General features: G+C 47.6%; 14 protein-coding genes. 8 read left to right on the plus strand and 6 right to left on the minus strand.

Translation table 11 applies throughout. The features are described 5' to 3' along the window. Nucleotides 1-11: 11 nt before the first annotated feature. Together ELAC_RS07355 and waaF are read right to left on the minus strand one after the other, a co-directional pair. Complete coding sequence (locus ELAC_RS07355; RefSeq protein WP_158227835.1) at nucleotides 12-1,406, minus strand: UTP--glucose-1-phosphate uridylyltransferase; 1,395 nt, start codon at nucleotides 1,404-1,406, stop codon at nucleotides 12-14. A 29-nt stretch (nucleotides 1,407-1,435) separates the two neighbouring features. Next, nucleotides 1,436-2,473 (minus strand): lipopolysaccharide heptosyltransferase II, encoded by a 1,038-nt coding sequence (gene waaF / locus ELAC_RS07360; protein ID WP_239414434.1) that lies wholly within the window; start codon nucleotides 2,471-2,473, stop codon nucleotides 1,436-1,438. A 142-nt stretch (nucleotides 2,474-2,615) separates the two neighbouring features. Between waaF and ELAC_RS07365 the strand changes: the two genes are divergently transcribed. From ELAC_RS07365 to ruvA, 4 genes are all read left to right on the plus strand, one after another. Beyond that, entirely contained in the window at nucleotides 2,616-3,500 is an 885-nt protein-coding gene (locus ELAC_RS07365) for a GIY-YIG nuclease family protein (RefSeq protein ID WP_098038644.1), read from the plus strand. 323 nt (nucleotides 3,501-3,823) lie between these two features. Further along, nucleotides 3,824-6,559 (plus strand): hypothetical protein, encoded by a 2,736-nt coding sequence (locus ELAC_RS07370; protein ID WP_098038645.1) that lies wholly within the window; start codon nucleotides 3,824-3,826, stop codon nucleotides 6,557-6,559. A gap of 6 nt (nucleotides 6,560-6,565) precedes the next feature. Next, nucleotides 6,566-7,087, plus strand: a complete 522-nt coding sequence (gene ruvC, locus ELAC_RS07375) for a crossover junction endodeoxyribonuclease RuvC (protein ID WP_098038646.1) — start codon at nucleotides 6,566-6,568, stop codon at nucleotides 7,085-7,087. 12 nt (nucleotides 7,088-7,099) lie between these two features. Then, on the plus strand, nucleotides 7,100-7,699 hold the full coding sequence (gene ruvA / locus ELAC_RS07380; RefSeq protein ID WP_098038647.1) for a Holliday junction branch migration protein RuvA: 600 nt from the start codon (nucleotides 7,100-7,102) through the stop codon (nucleotides 7,697-7,699). A 203-nt stretch (nucleotides 7,700-7,902) separates the two neighbouring features. Here the strand turns inward: ruvA and ELAC_RS07385 are convergent, their stop codons facing one another. Genes ELAC_RS07385 through mnmE form a run of 3 tightly spaced genes read right to left on the minus strand, consistent with a single transcriptional unit; the run spans nucleotide 7,903 to nucleotide 10,254 of the window. Beyond that, nucleotides 7,903-8,223 (minus strand): hypothetical protein, encoded by a 321-nt coding sequence (locus tag ELAC_RS07385; RefSeq protein ID WP_098038648.1) that lies wholly within the window; start codon nucleotides 8,221-8,223, stop codon nucleotides 7,903-7,905. 25 nt (nucleotides 8,224-8,248) lie between these two features. Then, a complete protein-coding gene (gene nth, locus ELAC_RS07390) occupies nucleotides 8,249-8,878 on the minus strand; it encodes an endonuclease III (RefSeq protein ID WP_098038649.1) in 630 nt (209 codons plus the stop codon). Continuing rightward, the gene (gene mnmE / locus ELAC_RS07395; protein WP_098038650.1) at nucleotides 8,878-10,254 is read right to left on the minus strand and encodes a tRNA uridine-5-carboxymethylaminomethyl(34) synthesis GTPase MnmE; all 1,377 of its coding nucleotides are present in this window, start codon (nucleotides 10,252-10,254) and stop codon (nucleotides 8,878-8,880) included. The genes nth and mnmE overlap by 1 nt, the downstream gene beginning before the upstream one ends. Before the next feature lie 81 nt (nucleotides 10,255-10,335). Here mnmE and asd point away from each other — a divergent pair, with 81 nt between their 5' ends. Further along, a complete protein-coding gene (gene asd / locus ELAC_RS07400; protein ID WP_098038651.1) occupies nucleotides 10,336-11,238 on the plus strand; it encodes an archaetidylserine decarboxylase in 903 nt (300 codons plus the stop codon). A 3-nt stretch (nucleotides 11,239-11,241) separates the two neighbouring features. Here the strand turns inward: asd and ELAC_RS07405 are convergent, their stop codons facing one another. Next, nucleotides 11,242-11,982 carry a Bax inhibitor-1/YccA family protein gene (locus ELAC_RS07405; RefSeq protein WP_098038652.1) on the minus strand — a complete coding sequence of 247 codons (741 nt, stop codon included), beginning with the start codon at nucleotides 11,980-11,982 and terminating at the stop codon, nucleotides 11,242-11,244. Nucleotides 11,983-12,194: 212 nt separating this feature from the next. Between ELAC_RS07405 and ELAC_RS07410 the strand changes: the two genes are divergently transcribed. The 3 genes from ELAC_RS07410 to ELAC_RS07420 all read left to right on the plus strand — a co-directional run bounded on the left by ELAC_RS07410 (nucleotide 12,195) and on the right by ELAC_RS07420 (nucleotide 16,320). Then, the gene (locus ELAC_RS07410; RefSeq protein WP_098038653.1) at nucleotides 12,195-14,342 is read left to right on the plus strand and encodes a hypothetical protein; all 2,148 of its coding nucleotides are present in this window, start codon (nucleotides 12,195-12,197) and stop codon (nucleotides 14,340-14,342) included. Between the two features lie 115 nt (nucleotides 14,343-14,457). Continuing rightward, nucleotides 14,458-15,384: a glycosyltransferase family 32 protein gene (locus tag ELAC_RS07415; protein ID WP_098038654.1), complete on the plus strand. Its 927-nt coding sequence runs from the start codon at nucleotides 14,458-14,460 to the stop codon at nucleotides 15,382-15,384. 3 nt (nucleotides 15,385-15,387) lie between these two features. Further along, nucleotides 15,388-16,320 (plus strand): glycosyltransferase family 32 protein, encoded by a 933-nt coding sequence (locus tag ELAC_RS07420; RefSeq protein WP_098038655.1) that lies wholly within the window; start codon nucleotides 15,388-15,390, stop codon nucleotides 16,318-16,320. The last annotated feature ends 15 nt before the right edge of the window (nucleotides 16,321-16,335 follow it).

Below are 16,335 nucleotides of genomic sequence, written 5' to 3' on the forward strand. Positions count from 1 at the left end.
CAAAAACTCAATTATAAATATTTATAACCATCTAAGTAAGGAGAGGGAGGAAGTTTAGATCCCTTGAACCGCTCGAGAAGATCGCTTGTGGGATAGTAAAAATCCTGTGCGATCTCGACAATTTCCTGAGGAGGCTCCTCCCCAAAAAGGTTACGAAGAACACTCCGATCAAGGGATGTGAGATCTTGTTTTACCGTCTCGGGGCTGGCCTCTCCTTCTGCATTTTTTAAAGGGCTAAAGCAAACGGACCGAGGGTATACGACAATCTCTACATTTTCTGCGAAGGGGAGAAAGTCAAATATAAAGCGCTCGAATTTCCAGGCAAACGGGTGGTTCGGTTTCACAACGCCCCCAAACGAATCCAAATAGGGAACGGCCTTAAACGCCTTGTGGAGGGGCATTTTCTCAAAAAGATCCTCTCCCGCCTTTTTAATAAATTCCATGCTAAGGCAAAAGAGACTGATATTGGCAAAATTGTACAGCAGAGCCCTGTCCTTTCCCTTTTGATTCCATAGGTCTTTAGGAAATTCAGTGTACTCGATCACCCCCACCTTGCCGTCCACCTCGGCCAGGATGCCCACCTTCTCTTCCGTTCCGCTTCTTTCAACCGCCTTGATGACAACGTCGGCCCCCGTCTGCATGGCCCTGCCAACCAACTCCATGTCATAAGGATCGGCCAGGGGGTTGTCGATCAATGAAAAGACGACATACCTCACTCCACTCTCCTTCCAGGCCTTGTAAAGAGGCGATTTGGCAAAACAGTTAAGCGCCGATCCGTTCCCGTCCGGGCCGAATGCAATTCTTCCTTTCTCTTCAAGGAAAAGACGCCCCTGGGTATCAAGAAGGGGAAGACTGTTTTGGGTAAAAAAACCGATCTGACTTTCTGAGAGTTCAAATAAATGATTATTGTGGAAGTAACGCTTGGTTTCAGCTTCATTTTCCTTGGAGGTCATAATCGAAAGAGGAAGCTCTCGATTCACCATCATCCCGCATGCCTTTGTTTTTTCGGCAAGCAGCTGGAAGAGTGATTTCCTCCTTGCCGCAGTCACCTGGTACATTCCTTTGGGATGATCGAAACCGAGCCTCGTGCCCTGCCCTCCGGCCACGATAAGAGCCCCCACCTTACCCTCTGATAGAGCCTTCCTACCCTCCTGTTTAAGCTTGGGATCGCCACTTCTTAAGACTGATTTGAGCGGTTGTATCGACCTCTGCACCGGAAGGGTCACCGCGGCAAGTTGCGCCTGCTGTCTCTTCAAGAGTGGAATATCAATATCTTCAACCTGCTGAAGAAGGGCGTCTTGAGCCACTGAAGGCAACTTGCTCCACCACTTCAGAAGATGGGTTTGCCCCATTCTTTCAAGCTTTTCTTGAGCTCTCTGCAGCCTGTCATCCGCCACTTCATCCATCTCCCCTGACATATTTGCAATCGGTTCTATCATTTAAGCTTGACCGCGAGCTGCTTTCTCACCGCCTCATAGACCTCGTTTACACCAATGGAAGTCATGCAGCGAAAATCGATCGGACAGACCCTTCGGTAACAGGGGGAGCAAGAAACCTGCTTATGAATCACCTGACCGATACCAAAAGGACCTGTTTTTACCGGGTTGGTGGATCCAAAAAGAGCCACTAGAGGGATATTGAGGGCTGCGGCCATATGCATCGGACCGCTGTCATTGGTTAGCAAAACAGAGCAAAGAGAAAGGGTGGCAACGAGCTCCGCCAGAGTAGTTTTCCCGGCTAAATTGATCACCCGCTGCGGCATCCCCGAGCATATGTCGTTGACAAGTTTCGAAGTCGAGCTGTCACCAAAATAGAGGACAAAACAGTCGGGATCTTCCATCAACTTTTGCGTGACATCCCTGAACCGCTCCGGCAGCCAGCATTTTGCCGAACCATAGGCCGCACCGGGATTGATGCCTATAAGAGGGGTTTTCCCCAATACCACTCCCCACTTTCTGAGCCTTTCTTTGGCCGCTCCCACCTCTTCTGGATCCAAGTGAAGCCGTGGCTTAGTCTCCGATATGCCGATGCCCAAAGGCGCAAGCAACCTTTTATAAGTCACCACCTGATGTTCAATTTCTTTGTTAACCGGCTCTGAAACCTTGTCTGTGAGCAAAAGGGATCTGAAATTTCCACCAAAGCCTATGCGACGGCGTACATTACCCCGAAAAAACCACCAGGCAGAGGAGAAAGAATTGGTCGTCAAAATGCCCACATCGAAACCGCCCAGCTTAAGCGATCTTGAAATATCGGCTGAATCTGAATGAACCCATTTCTGCTTTTTGGTAAAGCTCAATACCTGATCTACATCGGTGTCCTGCCTTAAAAGCGGAGAGAGATTGGACTGACACATCACGGTCAATTCCGCTTTAGGAAATCGATTGCGGAGGTCACTGAGTAAAGGAGTCGCCATCACCAGATCGCCGATCCAGTTTGGCATGCGGATAATGATGTTGCGCGGTTCTTCTGTCACCTTGATCTCCATTAAGCGCTTTTTTATAGCCTTTTTAATATATCTGATCTATAAATTAGACCAAAAATCGAACTTGTTTTTCAAGCAAACATTTTATTGAATACTCTTCAAACTATTCACTCTCCGCAGGAAGACACAGACTATGCAACCGATCAACGCTGTCAGGACCTATCCCGTTCAATGTGAAACCATGAAAGACGGCACCCAAAGAATCAAAGTCCTGATGAGTCCCGGCGTTAAAAAGATGAAAAGGGCAGTTTACATGTTCCACTCGACAAAGTCGGAGCAAAGGCTTATCGGGGCGACAACAACCCTTAGAGAACGCATCTACAAATACCACACCGATATCAATAGCGGAAAAAAAACAAACTCCTTTCTTGATGACATCCGAAAAAAACCTGATGATTTTAAATTATCCGTACTGGAAGTTGTCAGCCCGGACGTAAAACTTGGGGATAGGGAAAAGTTTCACATCAAACGTCTGAATACTTTTAAAAAGGGCTACAACAGCAATCGGGGCGGCGGTGGATCCTTTGGCGTATCCCGCGTCAGCAAAGTTGCCGCAAACGTTATAAGCAACCCCGTTTTCAAAACACCGAGCAAAAGATACCGCTTTCAAAGGGCGGGCAAAGGCGTGCGCGTCGACTTCGGCGGCAGCCCTACAAAACACAAAAAACGAGTTATCTACTCCATACTCGAAGATGGCAAGCTCCCCGCGTTAGACCAAGAGAATCAGGCAGCGAGCGCTAATGCAGCCCCGACAAAACACCAGATTGGACTGACCACACAGCCGATAAGCCGCCGGATCAGCCAACATGTGCACATCATCAACAACCCCAAACATCTAGAAGCTCATCGTGATATTTATGAGCGCATCAGAGAGAACCCTGAAGCCTTCGCGGTTGCCGTGATGCATGAGGCTCAAGAAGGCGAAGACCTTGCCGAATTAGAAAGGACGTTCATCAAATCCAAACCTCTTGTTTTTAATAAAAACAAAGGTGGCGGCGGAATACCCGGAAACCGATAACCGATTACAGAAAGATTCAAGGAAGTACCTTAAGAGCTTTTACTAAAACTCAAGTAGGGGTGCTTCACTTTTTGATTTGGCCATAAGGCGCGAAAGATATTTCAGGAAATAGAAATATCTTTCGCGCCTTATGGCCTGTCTTAAAACTGAAATCGCTTGATTCGCTTGCTAAAAATCCGCAAAATTTTTATGCCCTTTGCAGGCAATTTAAGAGACTGTTACCGGATTCGGAATTTGTAAACACCCTCTTAGGGTTCTGCTTGATCTAAACTGGAATTTTCGGCAGAGTCCCCAAGAGAAGCTGATTAAAGAGGAGTATTGTCTTGTCCGGCGAACCCAAAAACCCCACCGCACATTCTCCCAGAGATCTTGAGGAAGAAAAACAAAAGGTCCTCCTGCTCAAGGAAAAAGCCATCCACCAAAAGAGCTCTCCAACCACATCCGATCGCCCCGAGACCAAAATATCCTTAAAAGAGATCTGCCTCGACCTTAAAAGACGCCTTGAAAGAATGAAAAAAAAGCTGGCTGAATCGGAAGCGGAAGCCGGCTTACTCCGCGGACACGAGACATTCTTAAAAAACTTGATCCAATCCGGCAAAGAAGAGCTCGATGCCCAACGAAGAAGGCTGGAAGAGACTTTATCCAAAAACGCCATTCTGGAAAGGGATAGCGCTTTTTTGAAAGAAAAGCTTTTGGAAGCCTCTAAATCATCCACCAACACCTCACAAGCGCAAAGCGAAAATCAACAGCTACACCTCCAGCTCAAAGAGGCCAAAAACCAAGAAGAGCGGCTCAAGCAGAGGCTCGAAAAATATCTGGATCTTCTCTCGCTGAGAGAAAAGCAGCTCCTGACTTTCAAAGATTATCAGATTAGCTTTCAGAAAGCGCAAGACACAATCAAGCATCTAGAACAAGAACTCAAGCATTTAAACGAAGAGCTCCAAGCGTCCAGACACCAAGTCGAAAAGCAGGAAGCGTCGCTTGAGGAAAAGAAAAAGCATAGCGAACAGCTCGAGCGGGCCATCCAGTTCTTAAGGGAAAGAAACGAAGAAGCTCAACTGGAAACGAAAAATCTAGAAGAGGAGCTTCAGACCTCCCAGTCTCTGCTCGACGAAACGAGACGAACCTTAAGAGACTCTTCAGCAAGCTTAAGCGAAATCAAAAATGCCCTGCAAGAGGCCCATCAGGAAAAGGAACAGATCGCCCAAGAGATGAAAGCGGTCAAAACAGAATTGGAACACGCCTCCTCCTCCATCCAGTCGTTGAAAGAGGAAAACAACTCCCTTATTGATCAAAACAGGGACTTAGCCGAAAGAGTACACTCTCTTACCAAAGAGAGGGATGAAAAACTCTCGCAGCTGCATTCTCAGCAGGGCGAACTCGATGCCTTGAAAAATGAGAAGGAGAGAATAGCGCGTCAGCAATCTTCTTTAGTCAAAGAAGTCGAGGATTTCAAAAACCGTCTGGACTTCAAACAACAGGAAGTGGAGCGCCTTAAAAAAGAGGGGTTGGAGCTTGCCGGGGAAAACGAGGAGATCAAACAGGAGCTCTCCCGAACCAATGCGGAATGGGCAAAAGCGCAAGAAGAAAACACACGTTGTACAAAAGAACAGATGCGTGCTCTTCAAGATTTCAAAGAGGCTGAAGAGGAAAGGATGCTTCTCGAGGGCCAATTCAAGGAACTAAAGGAGCGTGTAGCCCAGGCGATTTCAGCGAAAGAGAACCTTGAATCGGCGACCCAGGAAAAAGACCGCCTGATCGAAAAACTGCAAAGCGAAATCGAAGCGTATCGCGATGAAGTGCTGCAGCACAAGGAAGTATACTCCGAAATCAAAATTCTCAAAGAATTGAAAGAAGAGGCCGAGAATAACCTCAATAAAACTTTAGAGGAAAGACAGCTTCACGAGAATCGAATCCAGTCTTTAGAGCAAGAAATCCTCTCTCGAAGCGAAAACCAGGCTTCTCTTGCGATGGAGCTTCATAACTTGCAAGAAGAACTTACCAAGTCATTGGAAGCTTTGCAGGAGAAAGAGGCTTTTAGCCTAGATCTATCCAAAGAGAAGGGCTGCCTTGCCGAAGAGCTCAGGCTTGCCCAGGAAATGATAAGGCACGAGACCAAGCAAAAAGAAGAAGAGCAAGCACGGGCTGAACTCATAGAAAGCGAGCTTCGGGAAAAAACCCAGGTTATTTCCGCCCTGCAAGAGCAATTGCAGGAGATGAAATATCAACATGACGCCAAAGGGCGTGATCTCGAAAAGAGCGCGCAAGCCACCTCGTTCCTTCAGAAAGAGTTGATAGACAAACAGCGTGAACTGGAGCAGGTGCAGTCGGAGGTGCTCGAAAAAATCAAGGCCATTGAAGAGTTGCGAGGCTCTCTGTCGAGGATGGGGCTTGAGAAAAAAGCCCAGGACGACGAGCTCCGCGAGCTTAAGAGAAAATACGACGAGAGCGAAGCAAAAGCGCAGCACGCACAGCAGCACCTTGGCAAAAAAGTCAGGGAGGCGACGCTTTTGAACGAATCGCTTGAGACGAATAAAAAAGAGCTCGAATCACTTCAGGCGGGAATCAAAGATTATGAAAGCCGTCTCACGAAATTGCAGAAAGAGCATGAGGCCAATACCCATGAGCGTGAGGCGATCGAAAGCAAACTGAAGGAAATCACCTTCTCCTTTGAATCGCGTGTGAAGGAGTGGGAGACAAAATATTTCAAAATGCATGAGGCTTGCCTTAAGCTGGAAGAGCAAAACAGGACTCTTAGACAGCAAAAAGAGAAGTTTGACCAATTCCAAAACCTTCTTTCAAACTTAGGATCGGTCATGGGTGCCCCGGTCGGTATCACCCAGCCGACCAGCTTGCTTCAAGATCCTCCGCAAAAGGAGATCCTGCCGCTTGAGATCAATCTCGCCAAGCCCGTAATTTCCGAAGAGATCAAAGAACCCGAACAGGATAAGGCAAAAGAAGAGCCTTCAAAAGAAGAGCCTACGAAGCAAAATCCTTATAAAAACCTCTTTGATTACAACCCTCCTCATCCCAAGATGAAGTCCAACTTCTTTGATTAGTACTAGATGAACAGAGAAAAAAAAAGCACCGTCATCTTAGGGATAGATCCAGGGACACAAGTCACCGGCTATGGGGTGATCCATCTTACAGAAAGGGGAATGGAGGCTGTTGACTTTGGGTGCATAAGACCGAAAGCCTCGCTCTCCCTGCACGATAAATACCTTCTCATTTTCAATGGGGTCTCTCATCTCCTGGACACGTTCCAACCTATAGCCCTGGCCATTGAGACGCAATTTGTGAAAATCAACCCTTCAAGCGCTCTCAAGCTGGGAATGGCGAGGGGCTCTATTATTGTAGCGGCACGGATGCGAGGTATCGAAGTGGTCGAGTACGCGCCAACGGTTGCTAAAAAATCGATTACCGGAACCGGGCGTGCTTCCAAAGAACAGGTTCAGGGTATGACGCAGAAGATTTTAAAACTGGACAAACTTCCGACGCCGGAAGATGCCGCCGATGCGCTCAGCATCGCCATATGCCATGCCAACCGGATGCATTTTAAAAGCACGGTTGTATCCCATTTATTGTAAAAAGGACTTCTCATGTACGCCTACATCAAAGGAACCGTCACTCATATCTCCTCCGTCTATGCTGTCTTGGAAACGGGCGGCGTGGGCTACCAGATCTATATCCCGGCAAACGCCATCTCTAGACTGCCCCCCAAAGGATCGGAAGCTCTGCTCTACACCTCCTTTATCGTTAGGGAACAGTCCCAGCAGCTTTTCGGATTTGTCACAGAGGGTGAGAAGGAGCTTTTTGAAGTTCTGCTCAATGTCTCGGGGATCGGCCCCAAAACAGCGATCAGCCTGATCGGCCATATGAATTATCATGAATTTGTCGATGCCGTAAAAAACGAAGACATCAAAAAAATCTGCCGCGTCCCGGGCATCGGCAAAAAGACGGCGGAGAGGCTCTTTTTGGAAATTCGGGACAAACTCCCGTCTCTCTACGGAATAGACCCCTCCCATTTCCAGATCAAGAAAGGATCTCCCGATGAAATCATCATCCAGGATGCCATCTCAGGACTGATCAATTTAGGGTATAACCAGAGTATGGCGAGCAAAGCAGTTCAGAAGGTGATGGAGACCCATCAGGGAATAGGCCTGGCTGAACTCATCACCCTTTCACTTAAAGGGATTTAATATACCGAAAGTGTCTCAAAATTTGGTTTTTGGCAAAGAGAAAGCTCTCGCGATTGAATGATCGTAAGCCACCTAATATTAGAAATATGAGGTGGCTTACGATCATTCAATCTCGAGGCTTTCTCAAAGCCAAAATCCCAAGTTTTGAGACACTTTCGGTATAGAGCCAGGCCTCATAAAACGGCAGAGTTAAGAGACAGTCTCTAAGACAAGATACTAGAAAAAAGAGAAATCGAATGAACTTGCAACTTGGCCGCATTCACTGGAGCAAAAAAGCCAAAAACCGAAAGAGGAATATTCGCCAAATTCGATACCCAACTAAAAGTACTCAATCTAATCTCAGCCATGAAAATTTCAGACTGGAATAAGGTCAACGTAGCGGCAAGGGCTAGAAAACTCGCTTTCGCAACATTGACAATCGTCATAATCACCTGTACAGGAATGTTGACTACATGACAAACCGCCAGGGAGGCTCTCGTTCCGAAAGATACTTCATCATATGAAAAATTAAAGTCGCAAATCATAAAAACCTTTTTTTAAAATTTTAGTTTAATTAGAGTCACTTTTAAGAAACGTGCAAATCGGACACTCCTCCGCCAGATGATTTCTGGCCTTGCAAAAGGTCCGTCCAAAATAGATCATTTGCAAATGCAGTTTCGCCCATTTACTTTTGGGAAAAACAGCCTTTAAGTCCACTTCTGTCTCCTTAACATCTTTTCCTCGGCTTAACCCCCACCTTTTGGCCAGGCGATGAATATGCGTGTCCACCGGAAAGGCTGGCTTATGAAAAGCCTGACACATGACCACGGAGGCTGTCTTATGACCAACTCCGGGCAGAGACTCCAGTTCTTCAAAAGTTGAAGGGACCTCTCCACCCCATCCATCCACAAGCATCCTGGAAAGTTTGACTATCGCTTTGGCTTTCGTATTGAAAAGACCGATTGTGCGGATCAACTCCCGAACCTCCGCCTCTTCAAGCTCGGCCATCTTAAAAGGGGTGGGGGCTCTCTGAAAAAGACGGGGCGTCACTTTGTTGACCGCCGCATCTGTCGCCTGAGCTGAAAGCAGGGTGGCGATCAGTAAAGTAAAGGGATCACTATGTTTGAGAGGGATTTCAGGATCAGGAAAGCAGCGGTTTAAAATCTTGGCGATGGCAGCGGCTTTTCTTTTTTTATCCATCATTTTCCGATGCAGAACGTTGAAAATATTTTCGTCAGCATATCTTCGGTGACATTCAACCCGATGATGCGGCCGAGCGAACTTAAAGACTGCCGCATGTCAAACGCGATGAATTCCGGTGACACCCCGCCTTTAAGCCCCAGCACCACCTTCTCAAGTGACTCTCTTGCCTCGTCAAGCGCCTCTTTATGCCGGACGGAGGTGAGGACAACCTCTTCTTTGGACGGCGCTCCCCGCTCAAACACCACTGTGCCGATCATTTCCGTCAGGGTGTCGATCCCCTCCCCCCTTTGCGCAGAGACCCGGACATTGTGGGAAAACCAATCTGTTTCGATGGGAGGATGAGGCAGGTCGACTTTATTCCAAACCGCGATCACCTTCCTTCCGGAGAGTTTTTTGCACAGTTCAGCATCCAAAGCGCTATGCCCAAGCGTTGCGTCAAGTACGTACAAAATCACGTCGGCGTCGTCTATTGCCGAATGGGTGCGACGAATCCCCTCTTTTTCGATCGCTTCGACGGCTTCGCGAATACCGGCCGTATCCACCAGCTTGATGTTAAGGCCTGCAAGGCGCATATGATCTTCCAGAACATCTCTTGTCGTTCCGGGAATATCGGAAACGATCGCCCGATCCTTTCCGAGAAGGGCATTTAAAAGAGAGGATTTACCGGCATTGGGGCTGCCGATAAGACAGAGTGAAACCCCTTCATGGATGATCCGTCCGTCATGGTAGGTTGCGATCAGGCGGTCCATCGCGGAAGCGATGGTTTCCAAATCGTTAATTACTTCCTCCATCGGGGCAAATTCCAGTCCCTCGTCAGGAAAGTCAACCCATGCTTCCAAAATGGCATAAACGCGGATCAACTCTCTCTCAAACTCGCGCACCCGTTCCGAAAGACGGCCCTGAAGCTGGTTTTCGGCGGAATTGAGAGCCCTCTCATTTTTTGCCATGATGAGTTCCTGAATCGCTTCGGCCTGAGTGAGGTCGACTTTACCATTCATGAACGCTTTGAATGTGAACTCTCCGGGGCTTGCCGCTCTGGCTCCCGCCTTCAAGACAACTTCAAGAACTTTTTTGGTGATTAAACTGCCGCCGTGGCAAAAAATTTCGACAGTATCCTCTCCCGTAAAGGACCTTGGACCTTTCATAGGCAGTAGCAGCACCTCATCGACACGGGATCCTGCCCCGTCTTTGATATAGCCAAAATGGGCGGTGTGAGATCGGTAATTTTTGACCGGTCCAGAAAAGACTCTTTCAGCCACATCGAAAGCCTGCTGGCCTGAAATGCGGATCATGGCCACTCCTCCCTCTCCAGGAGGAGTCGCGATAGCGGCTACTGTTTCACCGGGTTGGTAGGCTTGATGCGTAAATTCCATAAAAAAATTGAAAGTTTATTAACAAAACAATATAACAAATGGTATTCATTTTAAAAAATCTAAAAAGCAAGCCAAAATTTTATGACGCCGATTTTCTACATCAACCGCGAGACGGGAAAAAGAGAAAAGGAAGAGGTTTTTGGAGAACGAGCGATCTCTTTTCTCTACGGAGGATCCAAGGCGGGCTCTTTCATCCAGAACCTCGTTTCCAAAATCCCCCTCTTTTCGACACTCTATGGCTGCTTGCAGTCCTCCGCTTTGAGCAAGGGAAAGGTAACCGCGTTTATCGACAAATACGGCGTCAACACCACTGAGTTTGAAAAGGCACCGCAAGAATTTCAATCCTTCAACGATTTTTTCACCAGAAAACTAAAAAAAGAAGCGCGCCCCATCAGCGAAGGCGACAATGTCGCGATCATACCGGCCGACGGACGTTTCCTTTTCTACTCCAACATATCGGAAGAGAAAAATTTCATCGTGAAGGGAAAGCAGTTTGACCTGAAAAGTTTCCTGAACGATGAAGCTCTGGCTAAAGAATATGAGGGGGGCGCCCTGGTTCTTGGAAGGCTGTGCCCCGTCGACTATCACCGTTTCCATTTTCCGGTCTCGGGAGTGGCCGAAAGCCCCAAGCTCATCAATGGTCCGTTGTTTTCAGTAAACCCCTTCGCCGTGCGTCAAAACATCAATATCCTCTTCGAGAACAAACGCTACGTCACAAAAATTGAAACAACCGCTTTTCAACAAGTACTGCTCGTTGAAATCGGCGCTACTTTTGTTGGCAAAGTCGTCAGCACCTTTTCTCCTGGAAAGCCCGTCGAAAAAGGGGACGAGAAAGGATATTTTTCATTTGGGGGATCTGCTGTCGCCCTTCTCTTCAAAAGGGGCACGCTGCTTATCGAAAAAGATCTTCTTCAAGGAACTGAAGAAGGGCTTGAAGTGCTCTGCAAAATGGGGCAACCTCTTGGCAAGGCAGCCCCTGAATAAAATTTAGCGGTTGTCGCGCAGCTTGGCGAGGAGCCTCAAAAACTCAATATAAAGCCAAACCAAGGTGACCATCAGCGCAAAGCTTCCGTACCACTCCATATATTTGGGCGCACCCATCGCACTCCCTTTCTCAATGAAGTCAAAGTCCATCACCAAGTTGAAGGCGGCGACGCCGACTACAAAGATACTGAACAAGATTCCAAAAGGACCGCTGCCGAAAATAAACTGCATGCCAACGCCAAAGAATGACAAGACGATGCCGATCAGATAGACAAGGGCGATGCCTCCTGTCGCTGCGACAACAATCATCTTAAACGTCTCAGTCACTCGGATCAGTCCCGACTGGTAGGCCATGAGCATGGCAAAGAGGGTTCCGAATGTTAAGCAGGCAGCCTGAAAGACAATTCCCGAATAGGATTGCTCAAAAATGGCCGAGATGCCTCCGATAAAAAGGCCTTCTGCCAAAGCGTATAGAGGTGCTGTAATGGGAGCCCACTCTTTTTTGAACACCGTGGCAAGCGACAGGACAAATCCGACAATCGCTCCACCGATCATCCAGGGAGTCACCGCTGCGGGGTTTCCGGTCTCGGAAAATTTAAGCCATGTATAACCGGCAGTGAGCATCACGAGCAGAAGTGAGATCAGCGTTTTGAAGATCACCCCCTGCACTGTCATTCTTTCGCCACCATACACTCTCGATCCGTAGTACAGATCATCGGGCAAGGTCGGGTTTGACGATCTCATGAAATTCCTCCTTCCTTCAGGGTCAATTCTTGCAAAAACTATACTCTTCTCCCGATTTCCTGCCAAATCCCGCCGGCTGCCAAACCGCCAAAACCGGCAACCGCCAAAACCGGCTGAAACGACCAAAAATCAAAACAAAATTGACACAAACAATTTAAAGTTGTATGATCGTTCAGTATATATATTAATCAATCCTATTTTAAAGGTGTTTTATGTTTAGTTTTTTTAATACAGCCAATAAACCTCAAGAGAGTGGCCAACTTCTTGAAACGGCAGCAGGAAGGCCGGCAGCCTATAACGATGCGATGGCGACTATCACCCATGAGCTGAAAGTGATTAATGCTCACTTTCAAGATCTTGCCACACTGCGAAAATGGGAAAATCTGCAACCTACCGTCAGAGCCAGAGCTCTCCTCCGGACGCTCACCGGCTACGAAGAAGCCCCCGTCCAAAAAACAGTCGAAAACATTCCCGGTTACAAATGGTCTTCCGGAGCTTACACTACCCAAAATTTCGACAAGGTGATCGCCTTCTACAGCCAGGAAATCGAGAAAGCGGAAGAGCTCTATCATAACATCATCGGCATCTACCGGCAGCTGCCACCCGAGCAAAGACAAAGCCCCGCCAATCTTGCACTCATCAAACTGGCGAGGGAAACCTTTAGGACTATCAGTTTCTCCATCACCGGCCTGCACAACTGGAAAACCAAATTGGCGACTGTTTTTGGCAATCAAGAAGAGGAGATTCTCCATCGTTTTACTGCAATCGATCAACTGATGAAAAAAGAGCTCGCCATCACGAGCCGAATCTACGAAAGCACCCTCAAGCAATTCGAAGATATGGAAGCTCTTTTTAAACTCAGCGAGGCAATAAAGCTGGAAGAGGTAGACTTCGGCAAGGAATCTCGCGATGAGTGTGTGGAAAAAATTATCCACAACAACATTCAGCTGATATCGCGTCAACAGGGAGCGACGTTAAAAGCAGATACCGAGCATCAGCTCGTTTTAGCTCCGCAAGGGACAAAACTCACTTCGGAAGAGTCAACGAAAGTCATCGACGCCCTCGTTTTCACCTTCTCGGCCGCTAAAGAGTCAATCATCAAAACTCAGGCAAACATCGACCTCGAGAACCTAAACCAAGAAGCGGTTACAGAATACGTCGATAGCTTTCAAAATTTATTCAACCTCCACTTGGGACTTGAGGAAAGCGGAGAAGAGATCTCAAGATCATTGAATGGAGAGAATGCAGTATGGGTTGATGAAACCATTATGGAACTATCCTCTTTAGTCTCGACCCAAAGAAATTTTTTTGAAGAGCTTCTGCAGAAAAGGCCGCCAGAGCTTGCCGATATTCCCGCCATTAGACCCTTTTCCTCCCTCACCCACGCAGATACGATTAACCGGCTGGACGCCTATCTTGTTTTGATCGGCCCCAATCTGCCTATAGGCCGTGTGCGGAAAATGATTCAGGAAGGAAAAGAGATCTATCAACATGTACTTCAGGGTGAATTACACTCTCCTGATCAACACCCTCTGGGAAGTGATCATGTGATCATCAGGCTGTCTTGGTTTTTAATGAGCATCGCCATTAAAATGGGACAAGGGCACAGCAGCGGCTCGTTTGTCATCGAAGACAAAGAACAAGTCCTCTACAAATTTTTAGAACGCGCCTCCAAATGCGGAGACAGAATCTCCAGTCATTTTCAAGGAAGAGGTCCCATGAACGCGGCCGGTTCCTTACACAAGGGTATCGACTTCCTCAGGGGTCTTGGGCCCTCAGGCAAAGGACACCTTCTTTTCGGACTTGTCGACTCACCTGACTGGATAAATGAAAACAGCCCTCCCGAAAAAGCAACTTTCCTGAAACTGGAGGCATTCAGCCCCTTCATCACCACGAACGGAGGCTACGACTGCGCCATGCACACCTATGAATGGGCTAAAATGAACGCCGAACGGAAAATTTTCAAAGGAAAGGAAGACGCTCTCAGCTTGGCCAAAGAAAGAGTCCCTCACAATCTTTTAAAGGCTTTCGAAAACATCGTCCGCAGCATCGAGAACGACGCTGTATTTAAAAAGAACCTTGAAAACATCCAACCTCTTGTGGCCCCGCCTTCTCTTAAAATGGCCAAACTATGGGGGGTGTCCTACATCCACCGGTTCTGGACCGAGCTAGGAACTAACTTTGCCGCCGCTAGCGATGGAGCTTCAAACCATGAGGAAATCTTTGACAAATGGAATGAGCTTGGCCGCTGCATGCCTATGAGTGAAGGAACACGTCAGCTTCAGCACCTGGATAGAAGAACAGGAAGAGAGGTATACCTCTCCTTGCAAAACATCGAGAAGTTAGTTCTTCAAAACTAAATGCACTAAGAGCCTGTGCCAAATTGGCACAGGCTCTTAAAGACGTTTGATCCTTTTTAGCGTTGTGAATAATTCACAAACTTCTTAAAAGTAGGCGTTAAAAAGGAATTTTATTATGATTTCATCCTCTTTCCGCTGTCTCCTGCTGCTACTCCTCTTCTCCTCCCATTTTCTTACGGCAAAACAGTGCTCCAACCCGCCCTATCTCGCTGATTTTGTCCCTTCCATCCATCGCTATGGAATCGATGTTGGTATCTACAACCACTACGTCAGAACCCCCCATTCGCAAAGCGGCAAGCTGCTTAAGCTGACAGAGACTCTTTATAACAATAACCTGACGCCCATCTATCCAGCCTTGTCGATTCCCAAGGTTGTCCATCAAATTTGGCTGGGAAGCCCCGTGCCTAAAAAATTCGAAAAGATCATGAAGACGTGGATGAAGTGGCATGGATGGGAATACAAGCTGTGGACAGAGGCCGAAGTGGCCAAGATTACATTGGTCAATCCCGGCATTTACCAAAAAGTCAAAAACCTCGGCGCCAAATCCGATATCCTCCGCTACGAAATTCTCTATCAGTTCGGAGGCGTTTATGTGGATACCGATTTTGAGTGTTTCTGCCCTGCCTTCTTTGACTGGGCAGCCGAGCAGTACGATTTTTTTGCCGGGATCGAAACCCTTAAAGGATGCCCCAAGCTGCACATCTGCAATGCCCTGATAGGCTCCAAACCAGGACACCCCTTACTGCAGCGCATGCTGCAAGAGCTTCAGAACTTGAAAGAATCCATGAGCCTTGGTGACATCATCAACGCGACAGGCCCCGGATTCCTGTCTAAGCAATTCTTAGAATACTACGATTCGTGTCATGAAGACACCATTGACATCGTATTCACGCCGACATATTTCTATCCCATCACAAAAGCGGAATTCAAGCTGAAGCAAAAAGAGCAAAACAAGCTCATCCGGGATGAGACGGTGGCGCTCCACTATTGGTCCGGAGAGTGGCTTAAGGGCCTCTCCTTCTTTGATCAAGTCGATGAATGATCCATGCCGCGATCTGCTATGAACCGACTTCTTAGAAAAGCAGGGGCAAGACGCCTTATTGCCCCTGCTTTGGCTCTCACCTTACTTCTTCTTAGCCTCATCTCATCGGTTTCCGCTTTGGACGCACCTTGGCCAAACCCCGATTTTATAAGTTCTTATCACCGCTACAATTTAGACAAACGTTTCTTTCAACGTTTGCTCCACAAAAAAGAGAGCCCGCTTTTCATCGAAAGGCTTCAGCAGCTTAAAGCACTCTATGACAGAGAGGGTTCTCAGGACAAGGCAAGCGGTTTCCCTAAAATTATCCATCAAATTTGGGTGGGATCGCCGGTGCCGAAAAAATACGTTCAGTGGATGCGGACATGGACAAATTGGCAGGGATGGGAGTACAGGCTGTGGACTGACAAGGAAGTGGAATCCATTATACTCAGCAACGCTGAGCTCTACCAAAAAGCTTCGAATTTCGGTGTCAAGGGAGACATTTTGCGCTATGAGATCCTCTATCAGTTTGGCGGTCTCTATGCCGACACCGATTTTGAATGCCTGAACCCTTCATTTTTTGAGCTCGCCTCAGAAAAGGTGGATTTACTGCTTGGAACCGAGCCGGCCCTTTTGGCGCCCCCTCCGATGATCGCCAGCGGACTCATCGCAGCCAAGGCTAAACACCCGCTGATCAAGCAGCTGATCGATCATTTGAAATCGAATTTTGAATCTTCTGTTTCCAGAGAACCGACAGATCTTTCCGGCCCTGCCTATTTTACCTCCGAGTTTTTTAAATACCTTCAACAGGATCCTGTCACTTACGATATCATCTTTCCCACCACTTTTTTCTATCCGCTGACAGCCAACGAATTTAAATTGGGTCATTCAGCCTACAAGAAATATATCCATCCAGAGACGGCTGCCATCCACTATTATGAAGGAAGCTGGCGGTAGGCAAGAGAAGTTCTC

The organism is Estrella lausannensis (assembly GCF_900000175.1).
Taxonomy (GTDB): Bacteria; Chlamydiota; Chlamydiia; order Chlamydiales; family Criblamydiaceae; genus Estrella; species Estrella lausannensis.